Source organism: Amycolatopsis sp. NPDC104587 (assembly GCF_055583645.1).
This window is the reverse complement of the sequence record NZ_JBVJNO010000001.1, coordinates 886,863-906,878: the sequence shown is the minus strand read 5'-3', so window position 1 is coordinate 906,878 and position 20,016 is coordinate 886,863. Positions and strand designations below refer to the sequence as shown.

The 20,016-nt window shown below is 71.5% G+C and carries 18 protein-coding genes; 12 read left to right on the top strand and 6 right to left on the bottom strand.

The features are described from left to right. The first annotated feature begins 8 nt into the window (after window positions 1-8). Window positions 9-437: a hypothetical protein gene (locus tag ACZ61C_RS04340; RefSeq protein ID WP_465302668.1), complete on the top strand. Its 429-nt coding sequence runs from the start codon at window positions 9-11 to the stop codon at window positions 435-437. Window positions 438-536: 99 nt separating this feature from the next. On the opposite strand, the gene ACZ61C_RS04335 is transcribed toward ACZ61C_RS04340, so the two are convergent. Together ACZ61C_RS04335 and ACZ61C_RS04330 are read right to left on the bottom strand one after the other, a co-directional pair. Further along, window positions 537-1,094 carry a hypothetical protein gene (locus ACZ61C_RS04335; RefSeq protein ID WP_465302666.1) on the bottom strand — a complete coding sequence of 186 codons (558 nt, stop codon included), beginning with the start codon at window positions 1,092-1,094 and terminating at the stop codon, window positions 537-539. A 113-nt stretch (window positions 1,095-1,207) separates the two neighbouring features. Continuing rightward, entirely contained in the window at window positions 1,208-3,175 is a 1,968-nt protein-coding gene (locus tag ACZ61C_RS04330) for a thioredoxin domain-containing protein (RefSeq protein WP_465302664.1), read from the bottom strand. A 66-nt stretch (window positions 3,176-3,241) separates the two neighbouring features. Between ACZ61C_RS04330 and ACZ61C_RS04325 the strand changes: the two genes are divergently transcribed. Next, on the top strand, window positions 3,242-4,609 hold the full coding sequence (locus tag ACZ61C_RS04325) for a 3' terminal RNA ribose 2'-O-methyltransferase Hen1 (RefSeq protein ID WP_465302662.1): 1,368 nt from the start codon (window positions 3,242-3,244) through the stop codon (window positions 4,607-4,609). Next, window positions 4,606-7,098 (top strand): polynucleotide kinase-phosphatase, encoded by a 2,493-nt coding sequence (locus ACZ61C_RS04320; RefSeq protein WP_465302660.1) that lies wholly within the window; start codon window positions 4,606-4,608, stop codon window positions 7,096-7,098. The genes ACZ61C_RS04325 and ACZ61C_RS04320 overlap by 4 nt, the downstream gene beginning before the upstream one ends. A gap of 3 nt (window positions 7,099-7,101) precedes the next feature. Here the strand turns inward: ACZ61C_RS04320 and ACZ61C_RS04315 are convergent, their stop codons facing one another. Together ACZ61C_RS04315 and mca are read right to left on the bottom strand one after the other, a co-directional pair. Then, window positions 7,102-7,428, bottom strand: coding sequence for a hypothetical protein (locus ACZ61C_RS04315; RefSeq protein WP_323323473.1), 327 nt, complete (start codon window positions 7,426-7,428; stop codon window positions 7,102-7,104). Next, window positions 7,425-8,330, bottom strand: a complete 906-nt coding sequence (gene mca / locus ACZ61C_RS04310; protein WP_465302658.1) for a mycothiol conjugate amidase Mca — start codon at window positions 8,328-8,330, stop codon at window positions 7,425-7,427. The genes ACZ61C_RS04315 and mca overlap by 4 nt, the downstream gene beginning before the upstream one ends. A gap of 136 nt (window positions 8,331-8,466) precedes the next feature. Here mca and ACZ61C_RS04305 point away from each other — a divergent pair, with 136 nt between their 5' ends. The 3 genes from ACZ61C_RS04305 (at window position 8,467) to ACZ61C_RS04295 (ending at window position 10,470) form a co-directional block, all read left to right on the top strand. Then, window positions 8,467-8,910 carry a DUF4307 domain-containing protein gene (locus ACZ61C_RS04305; RefSeq protein WP_465302656.1) on the top strand — a complete coding sequence of 148 codons (444 nt, stop codon included), beginning with the start codon at window positions 8,467-8,469 and terminating at the stop codon, window positions 8,908-8,910. 195 nt (window positions 8,911-9,105) lie between these two features. After that, complete coding sequence (gene greA / locus ACZ61C_RS04300) at window positions 9,106-9,609, top strand: transcription elongation factor GreA (RefSeq protein ID WP_465302654.1); 504 nt, start codon at window positions 9,106-9,108, stop codon at window positions 9,607-9,609. 48 nt (window positions 9,610-9,657) lie between these two features. Next, window positions 9,658-10,470 carry an MBL fold metallo-hydrolase gene (locus ACZ61C_RS04295; protein ID WP_465302652.1) on the top strand — a complete coding sequence of 271 codons (813 nt, stop codon included), beginning with the start codon at window positions 9,658-9,660 and terminating at the stop codon, window positions 10,468-10,470. Window positions 10,471-10,537: 67 nt separating this feature from the next. Here ACZ61C_RS04295 and ACZ61C_RS04290 read toward each other — a convergent pair whose 3' ends face one another. Then, on the bottom strand, window positions 10,538-11,011 hold the full coding sequence (locus ACZ61C_RS04290) for an Lrp/AsnC family transcriptional regulator (RefSeq protein WP_465302650.1): 474 nt from the start codon (window positions 11,009-11,011) through the stop codon (window positions 10,538-10,540). Window positions 11,012-11,132: 121 nt separating this feature from the next. Here ACZ61C_RS04290 and hppD point away from each other — a divergent pair, with 121 nt between their 5' ends. The 6 genes from hppD to ACZ61C_RS04260 all read left to right on the top strand — a co-directional run bounded on the left by hppD (window position 11,133) and on the right by ACZ61C_RS04260 (window position 18,753). Continuing rightward, complete coding sequence (gene hppD, locus ACZ61C_RS04285; RefSeq protein WP_465302648.1) at window positions 11,133-12,335, top strand: 4-hydroxyphenylpyruvate dioxygenase; 1,203 nt, start codon at window positions 11,133-11,135, stop codon at window positions 12,333-12,335. Window positions 12,336-12,457: 122 nt separating this feature from the next. Next, window positions 12,458-13,003, top strand: a complete 546-nt coding sequence (locus ACZ61C_RS04280) for a YbaB/EbfC family nucleoid-associated protein (protein ID WP_465302646.1) — start codon at window positions 12,458-12,460, stop codon at window positions 13,001-13,003. Window positions 13,004-13,014: 11 nt separating this feature from the next. Beyond that, the gene (locus ACZ61C_RS04275; RefSeq protein ID WP_465302644.1) at window positions 13,015-13,323 is read left to right on the top strand and encodes a type VII secretion target; all 309 of its coding nucleotides are present in this window, start codon (window positions 13,015-13,017) and stop codon (window positions 13,321-13,323) included. Further along, a complete protein-coding gene (locus tag ACZ61C_RS04270) occupies window positions 13,323-17,030 on the top strand; it encodes a hypothetical protein (RefSeq protein ID WP_465302642.1) in 3,708 nt (1,235 codons plus the stop codon). The genes ACZ61C_RS04275 and ACZ61C_RS04270 overlap by 1 nt, the downstream gene beginning before the upstream one ends. Window positions 17,031-17,037: 7 nt before the next feature. Further along, window positions 17,038-17,895, top strand: a complete 858-nt coding sequence (locus ACZ61C_RS04265) for an immunity 49 family protein (protein WP_465302640.1) — start codon at window positions 17,038-17,040, stop codon at window positions 17,893-17,895. 12 nt (window positions 17,896-17,907) lie between these two features. After that, the gene (locus ACZ61C_RS04260) at window positions 17,908-18,753 is read left to right on the top strand and encodes a ferredoxin (protein ID WP_465302638.1); all 846 of its coding nucleotides are present in this window, start codon (window positions 17,908-17,910) and stop codon (window positions 18,751-18,753) included. Here the strand turns inward: ACZ61C_RS04260 and ilvA are convergent. Then, on the bottom strand, window positions 18,738-19,940 hold the full coding sequence (gene ilvA, locus ACZ61C_RS04255; RefSeq protein WP_465302636.1) for a threonine ammonia-lyase: 1,203 nt from the start codon (window positions 19,938-19,940) through the stop codon (window positions 18,738-18,740). The genes ACZ61C_RS04260 and ilvA overlap by 16 nt on opposite strands. Between the last annotated feature and the right edge of the window lie 76 nt (window positions 19,941-20,016).

Below are 20,016 nucleotides of genomic sequence, written 5' to 3'. Positions count from 1 at the left end.
GTGACCCCATGGAACTCGCAGAACTGCTCGACCGGACCGGGCTCGACGTCCTCGACCACCTGGACCGCCAGGTCACCGTCCCGGTGATCGACGGCCTCCAGGCCCAGGGCGACCTGCTCGTCCTCCCCCTGGCCCTCGCGGAGATCACGCTACCCCGCGGCCACTGGTGGGACCTGCCCGCGGAAGGCCGTGAGCTCGTCCGGGGCGAGGCGGGCAACAACCCGCACACGCTCGTCGCGGACCCCGGCACCTGCCGGCTGGTCATGGTGGTGAACGACCCCGAACGGCTGGCCGTCGCGGCCTTCGAAAACACCGCGCCGGCGTACCTGATCCACCCCGAGCACGGCGGCACCGGGATCGCGCCCGGCGCGTGGTTCGTGCGGCGCCAGCGGGAAATGGGCTCCGGTTTCCGGAAGCCGGTGCTGGTCGCGGACTGACGCGGGCCGTGGGGGGGGGGGGGGGGGGGGGGGGGGGAGGGGGGGGGGGGGGGGGGGGGGGGCCCCCCCCCCCCCCCCGGGCCGGGTCGTGACCGGCGTTCAGGCCAGGTCCGGGCCCTTCGAGCGCAGGTCGTCGACCTTGCTCATGGCCTCCCGCAGGTCGCCGAGCCAGCTGTCGGCGTGCTCGCCGACCAGGCGGACCGCCCACGCCAGTGCGTCGGACCGCGACCGCGCCACGCCGGCGTCGACCAGCGTGTCGAGGATCAGGCGTTCCGGCTGGCGCAGCCGGGTCATCACCGGCGCCGAATGCGTCGTGAACAACGCGGTCGTGCCGCCGAGCTTCGCGCCCCACGCCACCTTGCGCTGGTAGCGGTGCTCGGCCTGGCGCGCGATCTCGATGCGCTCGTCGCGCGTCTCCTCGCGGTACCGGCTGATCCGGCCCTCCTCGGCGGCCGCGCGGGCCGCGTCGTCGGCGTACTCCTCGGTGAGCGCCGGCAGCTCGCCGACCACGATGATCTCCTCGCGGTCGACCGTGACCTCCGGCGCGCCGGTGAACCACCCGTCGGGCAGGCGCCCGCCGAACCAGGCCGCCGCGTCGTCCGCCGACGGCACCTCGCCCTGCTGCCAGCCGCGGCCGCCCTTCCAGCCTCGTCCCATTTCGCACCTCCGCGATTACATGATTACAACGTAACTCACGCTACGCGCGATGCATGCGTATCGGGACGGCGTTCACCCACGGCGGAACCGTAGCTTTCACGTGAAAGCTACGGTCAGAGCTGGGCGGTGAGGGCTTCAGCGGTCGTGACCGGGCGGTCGCAGACGTAACCGCGGCAGACGTACGCCGCCGCGTCGCCGTCGACCAGCGGGCGGTCGGCGAGCAGGGGCACACCGGGTGCGTCCGGCTCGCCGGCCAGCACAATGCCGCCGCCGTGCACCCCGCGCGCCGCGGCCAGCAGCAACGCCGGGTCCGCGCCGACCACCGCGACCTGAACCGGACCGGCCTGCAGCGCTTCGGCGACCGACAGCCAGTGCCCGGCGAACCGCGGCACCCGCCCGGCCAGCACGCCGACGCGGCGAAGCGCCTGCTCGGCGGCCTCCCGGTAGCGGCCGACGCTGTCGTGGCCCGCCAGCGCAGACGCCGTCAGCAGCGCCCCGGCCAGCGCGGACGCTCCCGCCGGGCTCGCGTTGTCCCCCGGGTCGGCGGGCCGCTGGACCAGCACCTCGGCGTCGTCGGCGGTGTCGAAGTACGCGCCCGGGACGTCCGGGGACGCGAAGTGCGCCAGCGCCAGGTCGAGCAGGCGGGTCGCCTCGGTGAGCCAGCGCGCGTCGGCCGTCGCCTGGTGCAGGGCCAGGAACCCGTCGGCGACGCAGGCGTAGTCCTCCAGCACCCCCGCCGAGTCCCCGACCACACCGTCACGGGAGCTGCGCCGCAGCCGGCCGTCGACGACGTGCACCCGCAGGAGCAGCTCGGCGGCGTCGACCGCCAGCTGAATCCACTGTGGACGATCCAGCGCGACACCGGCTTCGGCCAGCGCCGTGATCGCCAGGCCGTTCCAGGACGCGATCACCTTGTCGTCCCGGCCCGGCTGCGGCCGCTTCGCGCGCGCCTCCAGAAGCCGGCCGCGCATGGCCTCCGGCAGGTCGCCGAACAGGCGCAACGTCGACGCGCCCTCCTCGAAAGTACCTTCGGGCGTGACACCGAACAGCTCGGCCGCCGAGTCGTCGCCGAGCACGTCACGCAGCTGCGCCGGTGTCCAGACGTACGTCAGGCCTTCGACGCCGTCGGTGTCCGCGTCCAGCGAAGAAGCGAAGCCACCTTCGGGCGTCCGCAGGTCCGCGGCGAGGAACTCCGCGGTGCCGGCAGTGACGCGCAGCGCCGTCGCCGAACCGGTGCGCCGCCAAAGGTGGGCGTAGAAGCGCAGCAGCAACGCGTTGTCGTACAACATCTTCTCGAAGTGCGGCACGATCCACTCGGCGTCGACGGAGTACCGCGCGAAGCCGCCGGCCAGCTGGTCGTACAGCCCGCCGCGGGCCATCGCCTCGGCAGTTTTGTCCACAAGGGACAGCGCCGCTTCGGAGCCGGTGCGCTCGTGGTGGCGCAGCAGGAACTCGAGCACCATCGACGGCGGGAACTTCGACGCCCGCCCGAAACCGCCGTTGACCGGATCGGCTTCCCCTTGCAGCTTTTCGACGGCGGCCGCGAGCACGGCTTCGTCCACAACGGACTCCTGCAGCGGCCCGGTCTGCTCCGCGATGTGCGCGACGATCTGCTTGGCGCCGTTCAGCAGCTCGTCGGGACGCTCCTGCCAGGCCTCGGTGACGGCGGCGAGCAGCTGCCGGAACGACGGCATGCCCGGCCGCGGGGTCGGCGGGTAGTAGGTGCCGCAGTGGAACGGCTCGCCGTCCGGGGTGAGGAAGCAGGTCATCGGCCAGCCGCCCTGCCCGGTCATCGCCTGCGTGGCGGCCATGTAGACGGCGTCGATGTCCGGCCGTTCCTCGCGGTCGACCTTGATGTTGACGAACCCCGCGTTCATCACGGCGGCGGTTTCGGCGTCCTCGAAGGATTCGTGCGCCATGACGTGACACCAGTGACAGGCGGCGTAGCCGACGGAGAGCAGGATCGGCACGTTCCGCCGTTTCGCCTCGGCGAGCGCGTCGGCGCCCCACTGCCACCACTCGACCGGGTTGTCCGCGTGCTGGAGCAGGTACGGGCTGGTCGCGCTGGCGAGGCGGTTCATGCCGTCCAGGGTCGCACCCGGGAAAACCGGGCGCGCGGTCACCGGCCCCTCCGCCACACTGGGCGGGTGCTGTTGACGATCACGACGACCCGTACCCCCGCCACCGACCTGGGCTTTCTCCTGCACAAGCATCCGGAGAAAGCGCAGTCGGTCGCGCTGTCCGCCGGCACCGCGCACGTCTTCTACCCCGAAGCCGCGCCGGAACGCTGCAGCGTCGCCTTGCTCGTCGAGATCGACCCCATCGCGCTCGTCCGCGGCGGTGGGACGTCGCTGACGCAGTACGTCAACGACCGGCCGTACGCCGGGGGCTCGTACCTCGCGGTGGCGCTGCGAGCGGCGTTCACGACCGCGCTCGCCGGGCGCTGCGCCGCGCGGCCGGAGCTGGTCGACGAGGCCTTCGACCTGGAGATCCACGTGCCGTCGCTGTCGGCGCGCGGCGGGGCCGAGGTGGTGCACAAGCTGTTCGAGCCGCTCGGCTGGGCCGTCACCGCGACGCCGATCCCGCTCGACCCGCAGTTCCCGCAGTGGGGCGAGAGTCGTTATGTCGACTTGCGGCTCGCCGGCGCCCACCGGGTCGCCGACGCGCTGCGCCACCTCTACGTCCTGCTGCCCGCGCTCGACGGTGACAAGCATTATTGGGTCGGGCAGGACGAGGCCGACAAGCTGCTGCGCGCCGGCGACGGCTGGCTCGCCGGCCACCCCGAGCGGACGCTCATCACCAACCGCTACCTGGAGCGACGCCGTCCGGTCGTGAGCTACGCGCTTTCGCGGCTGGCCGAGTCCGACGACGTCCCGGCGGAGGCCGAAGCGCTGGTCACCGAGGTGCCCGACCGGCCCGAGCCGCTGGCCACCCAGCGCCACGGCAGTGTGCTCGCCGCGCTGCGGGCAGCCGGCGCGCGGCGCGTCCTCGACCTCGGCTGCGGTAGTGGCGCGCTGCTGCGCGTGCTCGAGAAGGAGCCGTCGTTCACCGAGATCGTCGGTGTCGACGTCTCCGCGAGCGCGCTGGACATCGCGGAGAAGCGCCTGAAGGAGCGCAGCCGCGTGACGCTGCGGCAGTCCGCCCTGACCTACGCCGACCCGGCGTTGGCCGGGTACGACGCGGCGGTGCTGATGGAGGTCGTCGAGCACGTCGACGAGGAGCGGCTGCCGGCCCTGGAGCACGCGGTGTTCGCGGTCGCGGCGCCGCGCACTGTGCTCGTCACGACGCCCAACGCGGAGTACAACCGGCTGTTCGAATTCCTGCCGATGGGGCATTTCCGGCACGCCGACCACCGGTTCGAATGGACGAGGGCGCAGTTCCGCGTCTGGGCGGACGGCGTCGCGGCCCGAAATCGCTACGCCGTTCGTTACCTGCCGGTGGGACCGGAGGACCAGACTTCAGGACCGCCGACCCAGCTGGCGGTCTTCACGAGTGAAAAGGAGGTGGCCGCGTGAAGCTGACCGTTCCCGACATGTCGCTCGTTGTGCTCGTCGGCGCTTCCGGCTCCGGCAAGTCGACGTTCGCGCGCACGCACTTCGCGCCCACGCAGGTGCTCTCCAGCGACTTCTTCCGCGGGCTCGTCGCCGACGACGAGAACGACCAGTCCGCGTCCGCCGACGCCTTCGACACGCTGCACTACGTCGCGGGCAAGCGGCTCGCGGCCGGACGGCTGACCGTCATCGACGCGACGAACGTCCAGCGTGCTTCGCGGGCGAGCCTGGTGAAGCTCGCGAAGGAGCACGACGTGCTGCCGACGGCGATCGTGCTCGACCTGCCGCTCGGCGTCTGCGCGGCCCGCAACGCCGGCCGGCCCGACCGCGACTTCGGCGAGCACGTGATCCGGCGGCAGCGCGGGGAGCTGATGCGGTCGCTGAAGTCGCTGGAGCGCGAGGGGTTCCGGCGCGTGCACGTGCTGCGCGGCGAGACCGAGGTGGCCGAAGCCGAGATCGTCCTCGAGCCGCTGCGCAACGACAAGCGTGAGCTGACCGGGCCGTTCGACGTCATCGGTGACGTCCACGGCTGCGCGGCCGAGCTCGAGGAGCTGCTGGGCGAGCTGGGCTACACCGACGGTGTGCACCCCGAGGGGCGGACCGCGGTGTTCGTCGGCGACCTCGTCGACCGCGGCCCGGACACCCCGGGTGTGCTGCGGCGCGTGATGGCGATGTCCGAGAGCGGCACCGCGCTGGTCGTCTGCGGCAACCACGAGCAGAAGCTGGTGCGCGCGCTGCACGGGCGGAAGGTGAACGTCGCGCACGGGCTCGCCGAGTCGCTGGAGCAGCTCGGCGCCGAGACCGAGGAGTTCCGCCGTAAGGCCCACGAGTTCTGCGACGGCCTGATCGCGCACTACGTCCTCGACGGCGGCAACCTGGTCGTCGCGCACGCGGGGCTGCCCGAGCGGTACCACGGACGCGCGTCCGGGCGGGTGCGCAGCATGGCGCTCTACGGCGACACGACCGGCGAGACCGACGAGTACGGCCTGCCGGTGCGGCTGCCGTGGGCGCGGGACTACCGCGGGTCCGCGATGGTGCTCTACGGGCACACGCCGACGCTGGAACCGGAGTGGGTCAACAACACCATGTGCCTCGACACCGGGGCCGTCTTCGGCGGGAAGCTGACCGCGCTGCGCTACCCCGAGCGGGAAGTCGTCTCGGTGAAGGCGCACCAGGTCTGGTACGAGCCGTCGAAGCCGCTCGACGCGTCGCGGCCGCTGGGCGGGCGTGAGCCCGCCGTGCTGGAGCTGGCCGACGTCACCGGGAAGCGGATCGTGCAGACCACCCACCACGGGCGGGTCGGCGTCTCGGCGGAGCAGTCCGCGGCGGCGCTCGAGGTCATGAGCCGGTTCGCGGTCGACCCGCGGTGGCTGACGTACCTGCCGCCGACGATGGCGCCGTGTTCGACGTCTTCGCGGGAGGACTACCTGGAGCACCCGGAAGAGGCGTTCGCCGAGTTCCGGGCGGCCGGGGTGCAGTCCGTGCTCTGCGAGGAGAAGCACATGGGCTCGCGGGCCGTTGTGCTGGTGTGCCAGGACGACGACGTCGCGTACCGGCGCTTCGGGATCCGCGGCGGCGGAGCGGTGTACACGCGCACCGGGCGGCCGTTCTTCTCCGCCTCGCAGAACGCTTCGCTGCTGGCGGAGGTGCGGACGGCGGCGGCCGAGCTGTTCGACGGGCTGAACAGCGGCTGGCTGCTGTTCGACGCCGAGCTGCTGCCGTGGAGCGCGAAGGCGGGTTCGCTGATCTCCGACCAGTACGCGGCGGTCGGCGCGGCGGCCGAGGCCGTCCTGCCAGCGGCGGTGACGGCGTTGACCACGGCAGCCGCGCGCGGCATCGACGTCACGGACCTGCTGGAGCGCACGGCAACCCGAGAGTCCACAGTGGAGTCGTACCGGGCGGCGTACCGGCGGTACTGCTGGCCCACCTCGGGCTTGGACGGCGTGAAGCTGGCGCCGTTCCAGCTGCTGGCGTCGGAAGGGGCGAGCTACCACGACCGGCCGCACGAGTGGCACCTGTCGATGCTCGGCCGGCTGTCCGGGCCGCGGTTCCAGCGCACCCGGACGCTGGCGGTCGACCTCCTCGACGAGGAGTCGGTCGCCCGCGGTGTCGCGTGGTGGGAGGAGCTGACCGGCGCCCGCGGCGAGGGCATGGTCGTCAAGCCGGCGGCCAACCTGACCCGCGGCGCGCGCGGCCTGGTCCAGCCGGGCGTGAAGGTGCGCGGGCGCGAGTACCTGCGGATCATCTACGGGCCCGACTACACCCTGCCGTCGAACCTGGAGCGGCTGCGCAAGCGCGGGCTGAACCGCAAGCGGATGCTGGCGCTGCGGGAGTACGCGCTCGGTCTGGAGGCCCTGGAGCGCGTGGCCCGGGGCGAGCCGCTGTGGCGGGTCCACGAGTGCGTGTTCGCGGTGCTGGCCCTCGAGTCGGACCCGGTGGACCCGCGGCTGTAGCGGCTAGTCGGCCTTCGTGGTGGCCGTGGAGTCCGAAGCGGGCTTCTCGGCCACCTCGGCGTCGGCCTTCTTCTCCGGCTCGGCTGGTGCCGGTTCTTCGGCGGCCGGCTCGTCGAAGCTGGCCGGGACGCGCTTGAGGTGCTTCGTCATCGAACGGACCAGGAAGGCCACCGCGATGAGGAACAGGATCAGCACCAGGAAGCCGACCGGGGAGGACTTGCCGAAGTCCTCCCCCTGCCCGCCGTTGTCGCCGTTGCCGGGCTGCTGCGTCAGCACGAGGGCCGACGCGGTCACCGGAAGCGCCACGCCGGCCGGCAGCGTCAGACTCATGTGTTCACCTTCTCCTTGATGCCGGCGAACAGGTCGTCCTCCGGCAAAGTGCTGTCGACCAGCGACTTGACCAGCTCGTACTCCTCGGTCGGCCAGGTCTCGCGCTGGATCTCCAGTGGCACGGCGAACCAGCGGCTGGTCGGGTCGATCTGCGTGGCGTGGGCCTTCAGCGCCTCGTCCCGCGCCTCGAAGTATTCACCGCACTCCACGCGGGTCGTCACCCGCTCCATCACATCGGCGCGGTCGGGGTCCCACTTCTCCAGCCACTCGGTGTACGGCGACTCGAGCCCGGCCTCCTTCAGCGCGGCGTCGAACGCCACCATCCGGGCCTTCGAGAAGCCGTGCATGTAGTACAGCTTCAACGGCTGCCACGGCTCGCCGGCGTCGGGGAAGCGGTCCGGGTCGCCCGCCGCGTCCCACGCCGCCATCGACACCTCGTGGGTGCGGATGTGGTCGGGGTGCGGGTAGCCGCCGTTCTCGTCGTACGTCGTGATGACGTGCGGGCGGAACTCGCGGATGACGCGGACCAGCGCCTCGGTCGACTCCTCGAGCGGGACGACGGCGAACGAGCCCTCGGGCACCGGCGGCAGCGGGTCGCCCTCGGGCAGGCCGGAGTCGACGAAGCCGAGCCAGCGCTGGCTCACGCCGAGGATCTTGGCCGCGCGGGCCATCTCCTCGCGGCGGACCTCGGTCATGTTCGCAAGCACCTCGGGCCGGTCCATGGCCGGGTTGAGGATGCTGCCGGCCTCGCCCCCGGTGCACGTGACGACCAGCACCTCGTGCCCTTCGGCGGCGTAGCGCGCCATCGTGGCGGCGCCCTTGCTCGACTCGTCGTCCGGATGCGCGTGCACGGCCATCATCCGCAGGTGCGGCGTGGCGGTCTTCGTCAGCTGGTCCACCATGCTGCGAACGACTCCTTCTCTACCCGTATTCCGCGACCCACCTGCGGGCCGCCCACCCAGCGGGCGGATACTCGAAGCCGTACCCGCCCCACCATTGTCCTCACGGGTACGACAAGAACGAGCAGGAGGCCCCGCGTTGGCAGGCGGACCGGCGGAAACGGCAACGCCCGTGCTGCCCGAAGGCCGGTACGGCACCACGCGGGCGAAGGCGCCCAAGCGCTGGCGCCGCTGGCTGTTCCTGGCCATCGCCCTGCTGGTCAGCGGCGTGGTCGCGTGGGTCGCCTACGTTAACCTCGGCGCCGCGCCGATCGACGCCGAGCGCGTCGCCTTCAGCGGCAAACCGGGCAACGCGATGGAAATCACCATCAACGTGACCCGGGACGACAACAACCGGCCGGGTGTCTGCATCGTCCGTGTCCGCGACAAGACCGGCGCCGAGAGCGGCCGCAAGGAGCTCCTGATCCCCGCCGGCGCGAAGTACAGCAGGATGAGCACGACGATCAAGAGCATCGGGGAACCGGTGACGGCCGACGTGTACGGCTGCTCGTACGACATACCAGACTACCTGTCAACCCCATAGCGGCCAACGGGGTGAACCGCGCGCCCAACGCCCACGGCGCGCGGAAATAACGGGCGTTGATCTCTCGCGCCGTGATAGTCTGACCCCTCAGCACGGCCCACGACGGGCCGTGTTTTTCCTTTATCTCAGCCACGCGGGCACCTACGCCCGTGTGGGCCGGCTTGAACACGCAAGCCTGGCAGGCCCGACGAGGAGATGGTGACCGTGAGCGACACCAAGGTGACCTGGCTCACCCAGGATGCCTACGACCGGTTGAAGCACGAGCTCGACGAAATGATCGAGAATCGTCCGGTCATCGCCGCGCGCATCAACGACAGCCGTGAAGAAGGCGACCTCAAGGAGAACGGCGGCTACCACGCCGCCCGTGAGGAACAGGGCCAGGCCGAGGCGCGCATCCGGCACCTGCAAGAGCTGCTGCGCTCGGCCAAGGTCGGCGAGGCGCCCGCGAACGACGGCACCGCCGGCCCGGGCAAGGTGCTCACCGTCCGGTACGAGGGTGACGACGAGGACGAGAAGTTCCTGCTCGCCACCCGTGAGGAAGGCGCAGAGGGCGAGCTCGACGTGTACTCCCCGGAGTCGCCTCTGGGCAAGGCCCTGCTCGGCGCCAAGGAGGGCGAGTCCCGCGAGTACGAGCTGCCCAACGGCAAGCTCCAGAAGGTCACCCTCGTCAAGGCCGTTCCGTACGCCGACGCCAAATAACCCGGCTAGCGTGTCCTCCCAGGATCCACATTCTGGGAGGAAACAGCCGTGAGCACCGAACCGATCTGCCAGGCCTGCGGCATGCAGTACGCCGTGGCCCGTGACGACTGCCCGGTCTGCGAGGACGAACGCCAGTACGTCCCGCAGTCCGGGCAGCAGTGGACGAACCTCGCGTCCCTGCGTGCGAGCGGCACCTACACGCCGCGGATCGAGGAGCAGGGCCGCGGCATCATCGGCGTCGGCTCGAACCCCGGCTTCGCGATCGGCGAACGCGCGCTGCTGGTGCAGGCGCGCTCCGGGAACTTCCTCTGGGACTGCGCGGCCTACCTCGACGACGCGCTGGTGGCGCAGGTCCGCGACCTCGGCGGGATCACCGGCATCGCGATCAGCCACCCGCACTACTACACGACGATGGTCGAGTGGGCGCACGCCTTCGACGTCCCGATCTACCTGCACGAAGGTGACCAGCAGTGGTTCGGCCGGCCCGACCCGGCGGTGAAGCTGTGGTCCGGCACGACCCTGGACGTCGCCGGCGACCTGCGCCTGATCAACCTCGGGGTGCACTTCACCGGCGGCACGGTGCTGCACTGGCCGGACGGCGAAGAGGGCCGCGGCGCGCTGCTGTCCGGCGACATCGTGCAGGTGATCGGCGACCGCACGCACGTCGGTTTCATGTACAGCTACCCGAACCTGATCCCCGAGCGCCCGCACATCGTCCGGCGCGCGGCCGAGCTGCTGGCGGGCTACCGCTTCGACGCGATCTACGGCGCCTGGTGGGACGCGATCGTGCGCACCGACGGCTTCGACGTCGTGCAGCGGTCCGCGAAGCGGTACCTGGCCCAGGTCGCCGAGGAACGCTGAAAGCCCGCACTTTCACGTGAAAGTGCGGGCCCCAGGTGCGCACTTTCACGTGAAAGTGCGGCTTGGGTCAGTCTCGCGCGGTTCGCTCCAGCAGCGGGCGGACCCGCGGCGGCACCGGGGTCGACAGCGCGATCGACGTCGACGTCCGCAGCACGTCCGGGACCCCGACCACCTTGTCGATCACGCGCTGCAGGTCGTCGTTGCCGCGCGCCACCATCCGGACGAACAAGTCACCCTGGCCGGTCGTCGCGTGGACTTCGCAGACCTCGTCGATCGCCGCGAGGGCTTCGGCGACCTCCGCGCGGCGGCCCTGGGCGATCTCGATCACCGCGAACGCCGTCAGGCCGTAACCCATCGCCGCCAGGTCGAGCTCCGGCGGGAAACCGCCGAGGATGCCGCGCTCGGTGAGCCGGTCCAGCCGCGCCTGCACCGTTCCGCGCGCGACACCGAGCCGGCGCGCGCACTCCAGCACCCCGAGCCGGGGCGAGTCGGTGAGCAACAGCAGCAGGCGCGCGTCCAACGCGTCGAGGTTCTCCGACATCACTTTCTCCCCTGCGCAGGTTGTCCACGATGACCGCCGAAGCCCCCCGACGACCGAACACATTGTCCAGTAAAAATTCGGACCATTGCACATCTTGCCGTACAGGGTTGATCCTCGGGGTATGACCCAGACTGCCGAACCCCACCAGGGCGCCCTCGACGACGTCAGCTACGACCAGCTGCGTCAGCTCGTCGGCCTCGTCGACCACGACGCTTCGACAGACCCGTTCCCGGTCAAGGCCATGGACGCGGTCGTGTTCATCGCCGGCAACGCCACCCAGACCGCCTGGTACTACCAGATCGCGTTCGGGATGCAGCTCGTCGCGTACTCGGGCCCCGAGACCGGCGACTTCGAGCGCAAGTCCTACGTCCTCAAGTCCGGCTCGGCCCGGTTCGTCATCACCGGTGGCGTGCGGCCGGACTCGCCGCTGCTCGACCACCACCGCAAGCACGGCGACGGCGTCATCGACCTCGCGCTGGAGACGACCGACGTCGACAAGTGCGTCGAGCACGCCCGCGCGCAGGGCGCGACCGTCCTCGAGGAGCCGCACGACGTCTCCGACGAGCACGGCACCGTCCGCATGGCCGCCATCGCGACCTACGGCGAAACCCGCCACTCGCTGGTCGACCGGTCGCGCTACACCGGCGTCTACCTGCCCGGCTACGAGCCGCGCGAGAGCACGGTCAAGCGGCCGGAAGGCGCGCCGAAGCGGTTGTTCCAGGCCGTCGACCACTGCGTCGGCAACGTCGAGCTCGGCAAGATGGACTACTGGGTCGACTGGTACCACCGCGTCATGGGCTTCGTGAACATGGCGGAGTTCGTCGGCGACGACATCGCGACCGAGTACTCGGCGCTGATGAGCAAGGTCGTCTCGAACGGCAACCACCGCGTGAAGTTCCCGCTGAACGAGCCCGCCGTCGCGAAGAAGAAGTCGCAGATCGACGAGTACCTCGAGTTCTACGGCGGCGCGGGCTGCCAGCACATCGCGCTGGCCACCAACGACATCATCGCCACGGTCACCGCGATGCGCGCGGCCGGCGTCGAGTTCCTCGACACCCCGGCGTCCTACTACGAGGACCCGGAGCTGCGCGCCCGGATCGGCAACGTCCGCGTGTCGATCGAGACGCTCAAGGAGCACAGCATCCTCGTCGACCGCGACGAGGACGGCTACCTGCTGCAGATCTTCACGAAGCCGATCGGCGACCGCCCGACCGTCTTCTACGAGCTGATCGAGCGCCACGGCTCGCTGGGCTTCGGCAAGGGCAACTTCAAGGCCCTGTTCGAGGCGATCGAGCGCGAGCAGGAGCGCCGCGGCAACCTGTAGTTCCCCGAACGGCGAAGGCCACCATGGCGGACCTCCGGTCCCCTATGGTGGCCTTTGCGTGTTCCGGGAACCGGCGGGCTCCCGGATCCGTCAGTGGGGAGAAGCAGAGAGAAGGGGCCGGGATGCCGGACAGCATCGACGCCAGCGACGCGATGATCGACAACTGGACCAAGCGGCTCGAGGAGAACGCCGCCCGGTACCAGGCGCTGGCCGATCGCATGCAGGGCCAGTCGGTCACCGAGCGGTCGAAGGACGGCTCGGTGCAGGTGACCGTCGACTCGCGCGGGCTGCTGAAGAACCTCGTCATCACCGAGGCCGCGGCCGGCAAGCGGATGGCCGAGGTGTCCGCGCAGGTGATGCAGCTGGTCCAGCGCGCGCAGGCCCGGATCCCGGAGCTGCTGCAGCAGGCGATGACCGAGACCACCGGCACCGGTGACCAGGCGGCCGCGGAGATCGTCCGCGAAGCGCAGAGCACGTTCCCGCAGCCGCCGCCGGACCCGGAGCCCGCGTTCCCGGAACCCGACCGCGTCCGCCGGTTCCTGCCGGAGGACACCGACTCGCCGCCCGCGGCGCCGCGCACTCCGCCGCAGCCGCAGCAACCGCCGCGGCGCCGGCGTCCGGCCGACAACGACGATGACGACGACTTCGGCGGGCCGATTCTTTCCTGAGGGGGAAACCGATGACGGATGTGGAACTCAGCACCGACCTGACGGCGCACGCCCACCAGCTCGACGCCATCGGGGACGGGCTGCAGCAGGCCGTCGACGCGGCGAACCAGGTCAGCATGCCGACCGACGCGTACGGCATCCTCTGCCAGCCGTTCCGGATGCTGCTCGACCCGGTGGAGCAGTACGGGATCGACGCGCTGAAGGACGCCGTGCAAGCGATGACCGCCGTCTCCGGCAAGGTCCGCGAGGCCGCGGCGGCCTACCACGAGTACGAGGCCGGGGTCGCCGGTGACCTGAACAAGTCCGCGGGCGGTGCGTGATGCCGGAGGGGAACCCGCTCGTCGTCGACGCCAAGCAGGACCCGGACGGGCCCGGTGCGTTCACCGCGGGCAACGGCGACTACGGCTGGGCGGGCGGCATCGGCATCGCCGAGTCGTCGATGGACGCGTTCAACGGCATCAAGGACGGCGACTGGGTTTCCGGCGGCCTGGGCGTGCTCAGCCTGGCCGGCGAGGTCGCGGGCGCCGCGATCGACCCGTTCGGGTACCTGATGTCGTCGGTGGCGTCGTTCCTGATGGAGCACATCCAGCCGCTGAAGGACATGCTCGACTCCGTCGCGGGCAACCCGCCGGTGATCCAGTCCTATGCGGACACCTGGGGCAACGTCTCGAAGGCGCTGGGCGAGCGCAAGACCGACTTCGACAACGCGGTCAAGAACGGCACGGCCGGCTGGACCGGCCAGGGCGCGGACGCGTACCGCAAGTTCGCGGCCGAGCACAGCGACGCCCTGTCCGGCGCGGCGACGGTGGCCGGCGCGATCAGCACGGTCACGATGATCATGGGCCAGGTCGTCTCGTTCGTGCGGGAGACCGTGCGGCAGCTGATCGCCGACCTCGTGGGCAAGCTGATCGCGTGGGTGATGGAGGAAGTCTTCTCGCTGGGCTTCGGCACACCGGTCGTCGTCGCGCAGGCGACGGCCGCGATCGCCAAGTGGGGCAAGAAGATCGGGGAGCTGCTCAAGAAGCTGACCGACACGATCCGCAAGGTGTCGCCGCTGCTGTCGAAGCTGGTCGACCTTTTCGAGAAGATCGCGAAAGTGTTCGGCAAGGTGCTGGGCAAGGTCAGTGGTCTCGACGGGTTGAAGGTGAAGCCCGGCGGGTTCGTCCACAAGGTCCCCCAGGGTGGTGGGGGCGTGCATGCCCGGGCGCATGGTGGGGATGGTTCTTCCTCCGGCGACTCCTCCGGTCACGCGGATGGGGATGCGCCGAGTTCGGACCCGATGAACACCGATTCTTCGCCCGACGCACCGGACGGCAGCCCGTCGACGGCGCGCTCGGGAGATGGAAGCCCGTCGCGCTCCGGAGACGGCTCGCCTTCCCACGCGGACGACTCGAGCCCGGCGAGTGCCGGAGACGGCAGTCCGTCGCACGCCGGAGACAACTCGCCTACCGGCGCCGGAGACAGCTCGCCGTCGCACGCGGGCGACAGCAGCCCGTCCCCCACTCGTGGCGGGGACAGCTCACCGTCACATGCTGGGGACGGCAGTCCTTCACCGGTCCGTGGTGGGGACAGCAGCCCGTCGCACGCCGGGGACAGCTCGCCTTCGCACGCGGGGGACAGCACTCCGAACCGTGCGGGCGACAACTCGCCCTCCCACGCGGGCGACAACTCACCTTCGCGCCCAGGCGACAGCAGCCCGAGCCGCGCAGCCGACAACTCGCCCTCCCACGCAGGCGACAACACCCCGACCCGCGCGGGCGACAACTCTCCCTCGCATGCCGAGGACAGCAGCGCGTCGCCGGCCCGTGGTGGGGACAGCAGTCCGTCGCCCACTCGTGGCGGGGATGGCGGTCCTTCTCCCACGCACTCCGGATCGTCGCCCGCCGGGCGGTCCGATGCGCCTGGCTCGCACTCCGGTGGTGACACCCCCAGCGGTGCCGCGACCCCACGGGCCGACGGCACCACCTCCGCCAGCGGCACCGCTCCCACCGCTCCGCGGACCGGGGACCCCAGCACCGTCCCCTCGCCTCGCGGTGGCGACGGCGCCGCCTCCGGGGTGCCGCCGCAAGGGGGTGCGCCCATGGGTGGTGGAGGCATGCCGCCCGGGGGTGGCGGGGGTGGCCTCGGCTCCGGTGGTGGGTCGCCGCGGGGCGGGGGTGGGGGCTGGACCGGCACTCCGGGCAGTCCCGGTGCTCACTCGCCGCACGTTGATGCTCCCGGGCGGCCGCGTGACCTGCCCGAAGGACGTCCTCGCCCGGGCGGGGACACCCCGCGTCCGCGCACGCCCGACGCGCCCGCGCCCGCCGCTCGCGGGTTCGGCCCCGGGACCCACGGCGGTCCCGACGCCCGTCCCGCTCCCGGCACCCGGCCTGGCCACACCGGCCCCGGCGGCGGCCCCCACCAGAGCGGTCCGCACGAAAGCGGCCCCGGCCACCACGACCCCGACGGCGCCCCGCACCACGCCGACTCCGACCCGCTCACCCCGGACGAAGTCAACGCGCGGCACTCCGAAAGCACCCCCTCCGGCAGCTCGTACCACGCCGGGGACGCCGACATGGGCGACCTCCCGCACCGCGTGCAGCCGGACCCGGACGGGCGGTACACCGTCGACGTGCACGTCACGCCGGATGGTCACGCCCGCATCGGCGACCGGCTCTACACGCCCGAAGAGTTCGCCGACATCCTGCGCCGCAACGCCGACTACGACGGCCGCCCGATCCGGCTCATCGGCTGCGACGCGAGCTCCAACGACTTCGCGCACCGGCTTTCGCGGGAGCTCGACACCGAAGTCATGGCCCCGACGAAACCCGCGTGGACCGACTCGCACGGGCGCGTCTTCTCCTCCGACTACGAAATCGGCCCCGACGGGAAGATGCGCCCCCGCATCCCGCCGGACGGCGAGTGGAACACCCATCACCCGGACGGCTCGACGCACCGGGCGGGCGACGACGGCTTCGCGCCGGACACGCACCACGGCGACCCACACGACGTCGACGCCGACAGCGCGCAGCACCGCGGTGAGCGCTACATCGACGAAGAACCGGTCGACATCGAGCGCCCGGACCGGGAGCCGAAGGCGTCGATGAAGGAAAAGATCAACGACGACGCCTACCGCGAGAAGTACTACGACGGCCCGAACAAGAACGGCGAGTACTCGCGGAAGAACGCCGACCAGGTCGACGCCGCCGACGAACGCATCCCGAAGATCAAGGAAGACAAGACCAAGCCCGACGGCGAGCACTTCGAACCGAAGTCCGACGACTTCGAAGAAGCGACCTACCACAAGCAGAACGAGGTCGAGCACCCCGCGACGCAGCCGCAGAAGGACGAAGCCCGGGACCTGATCGAACGCCGGCACGACGCGAACCAGCGCGCGCGGGACGCCGAAGGCGACTACCAGGAAGCCAAGGAAAAGGGCACGCTCACCGAGGAGATCGAGCGCGAACGCTCCGACGCGCACCGCGACCGGACCGATCTCGGCGAGGAGCTCGGCGAGCACGCCGCGCGCGACGCCGTCGCCGACCAGTTCCCGTCGCCGCCCCACGAGATCAAGGAACTGCCCGACCCCGACCTCCACGGGGACGACACGCGACTCGGCAGCAAGCCGGGCTCGGGCCGGTTCGACCAGATCTACGAGGTCACCGGGCCGGACGGCACGTCGCGGATCGTCGTCGTGGAGGCGAAGGGGCCGAACGCCGGGCTCGGCACCCGGCAGGGCGACGGCGGCTACCGCTACGAGCAGGGCCACCCGGCCTATGTCGACAGCATCATCGAGAACATGCGCGTGAATGGCACCGAAGCCGAACAGAATCTCGCCGCAGACCTCGCCCGTGCGAAGACCAAGGGAAATCTCGACTATTACGTCGCCAAGGCGCGGGTGCGCGACGAGTTCGAACTCGACGGGTCGGGCAACCGGGTTCCGGACTCCGCCAACCCCGGCGAGTTCAAGAAACGCCCCGTGTACGGTGGCTACAACCTGAAGCATTTCGATCTGACGCCCAGGCCACCGAAGAATCGTGGGGAGTGACGCGAAAGTGCCCACTGTCGACCGGCACGACTTCGACGCGCCGAATGCCGAACGCGGTGTGAAACGGCTCTTCACGCGCCGGCACGAAGCGCGCGAAGACATCGAAACCGAAACGCTCGGCCCCGGGTTCGCCCTGGACCGCTCGTACAACGAGTTCGCCGACCGGTGTGGCGCCGACCCGCGGGCGGCGGAGAACGAGACGTGGCTGGCGTTCACCCGCGCCGTGCAGGCCGGCAGCGCGTTGTTCCTCGCCGCGAACCGGCCCGAGGGCGAGGAAGTCGAATTCCGGTTCGGCGAGGACGAGATCCGGCGCCCGGCGACCGGGCCGACGACCGACAGCGGCGCGATGAACTGGCTGAAGGCGGCGTACCTGGCCATCGTGGCGCGCGACCAGGCGCGGCTCGAGCTGCTGGCCGCCGTCCCGGTCGACCTGCTGCGGCAGTCGCGCCCCGAGTACGACGACTTCGTCTTCGACTGGGTCCGGGCGCTGCAGATCCACGTCCGCGGCGAGGCCGACCTGGTCGAGGCCGTGCTGGCGGCCATGCGCGCCACCGACCCGGCGACGGTGCGCGCCAGCCCGGAAAGCGTGCTGCAGCTGCACTTCCCGCCGATCGAGCTGTTCTACCACTTCACCCAGCGGGAGGACGGCAAGTTCGCCGACGCGCTCGTCACCGCGCTGCAGCTGCACAAGGAGTACTGGACCGCGGATCCCGAGCGGCCGCGCAACAGCGCCAGCATCGTCGCGCTGGCCCCGCTCGCCATGGCCTGCCTCGCCCGGGACGCCGGGATGGCGTTCGACGTCGAGTCCGACTACCTGCCCCACCACCTGCTCGCGGGCACCCGCGTCGGCGAGATCACCATCTGACCTGGGGGCGACATGAGCCAGCCACCGGGGCCGCCGCGCCCGGACCAGCAGCAGGAGATCGTCCGGCAGATCGGCCTCGCGCTCGCTTCGCAGGCGCCGCCGGGCTGGCGGCAGCTGCGGATCGAGTACCGCGCCGCCGGCCGGCACGTCGAGGCCGACCTGCTGGTCACCGGGCCGGACGGCCTGCCGCGGCCGACGCAGCCGCACCCGGAGGCGGTGCGCCTGCTCGGCGTGCTGCGCTCGGGCATGTACCAGCCCGGCCGGGGCACCTGGCTGGGCGTGATCTGCGTGTTCGAGCCCGCCGCGGCGCCGGACGTCGACTTCGTGCGCCCGGACCTCGAACCGCCGTTCCGGCAGCAGCCGCCGGCGCTCGGGTTCCAGGACGAGCTGCGGTTCTTCCCGCGCGCCGACGAGCACATCCCGGCCTGGCTGCGGGAGAAGGCCGGCCTGACGCCGCCCGCGGCGGACGGCGAGGTCCGCACCCCGCGGATCTACGACGGCCTCGACGCGGCGGGCAAGCCGCTCATCCGGCGTCAGCCGCTCGTCCCGGCCGAGGCCGAACGGGTCCTCGCCTACCTGGACGCGGCGCCGGTGATCCTGGCCTCGCGCAGCTACGGCCCGGACGCGTTCGCGCCCGACCGCGCGGACGCGGTGCCGATGAACTTCCGCACCGACGGCGCGTGGGCCTGGCCCGGCGCGGTCGCGTACTACCTGCGTGAACACGGCGTCCCGCCGGACCCGGACCTGCTCGCCCACATCCGGTCGCGGCGCTTCACCGCGCCGGCCGACGTCCCCGAGCCCGCCAAGGACCTCGCGCTGGCCGCCATCACCGGCGAGCCGGGTCAGACGACCGTGTAACCCGCCTCCGTCAGGGCCGCTTCGATCTCCTTGCAGTGCTCGGGCCCGCGGGTCTCCAGCGCGAGCGCGACGTCGGCTTCACCGAGGTCGAGGCTGCCCGAGATCCGCGAGTGCTCGACGTCGAGCACGTTCGCGCCCAGCCCGCTGACGCACGAGAGCACCCCGACGAGCGAGCCCGGGCGGTCCGGGACGCGCAGCCGGAGCCGCAGGTAGCGGCCGGCCGCCGTCATGCCCTGCTGGATGATCTGCGAGAGCAGCACCGGGTCGACGTTGCCGCCGGACAGCACGGCGACCACCGGCGCCTCGAAGTGACCGGGGTGCTGCAGCAGCGCCGCGACCGTGGCCGCGCCGGCCGGCTCGACCACCAGCTTCCGGCGCTCCAGGCACAGCAGCACCGCGCGCGAGAGGAACCTTTCGGACACCGTCACGACGTCGTCCACGAGGGCCTCGACGTGGGCGAAGCTGACCAGGCCCGGCTGGCCGACCGCGATCCCGTCCGCCATCGTCGCGGTGGACCCCAGCCGGACCGGGGCGCCCGCGGCCAGCGACGGCGGGTACGCCGCGGCCTCCTCGGCCTGGACGCCGACCACGCGGACGTCCGGGCGCAGTGCCTTGACCGCCGACGCGACCCCGCCGACCAGCCCGCCACCGCCGGTGGCGACCAGGATGGTCTTCACCCCGGGCAGCTGCTCCAGGATCTCGAGGCCGACCGTGCCCTGGCCGGCGATGACGTCGGAGTGGTCGAAGGGGTGGATGAACACCGCGCCGGTCCGCTCGCCGAACTCGACGGCCGCGGCGAGCGTCTCCTCGAGCAGGGCGCCGTGCAGGTGGACGTCGGCGCCGTAACCGCGCGTGGCGGCGAGCTTCGGCAGCGGCGCGCGCAGCGGCATGAAGACGGTGGACTTGGCTCCGAGCAGCGACGACGCGAGCGCGACGCCCTGCGCGTGGTTGCCGGCGCTGGCCGCGACGACCCCGCGGTCGCGTTCGGCCTGGGTGAGGCCGTGGATGCGGGTGTAGGCGCCGCGGATCTTGAACGAGCCCGTGCGCTGCAGGTTTTCGCACTTCAGGTGCACCGGACCGCCGTGGAGCCGGCGCAGGTCGCGCGCGTGCTCCATCGGCGTCACCCTGGTCACTCCTTTGAGGAGTTCCCGGGCGGCCTGGATCCGCTCGATGGTCACGAGTTCCATGAGCCGGATGATGCCACTCAGGAGATCCACAGGTTGACCGGGCGGGGAGCCGGGTACCCTGGGCCGTGTCAACACG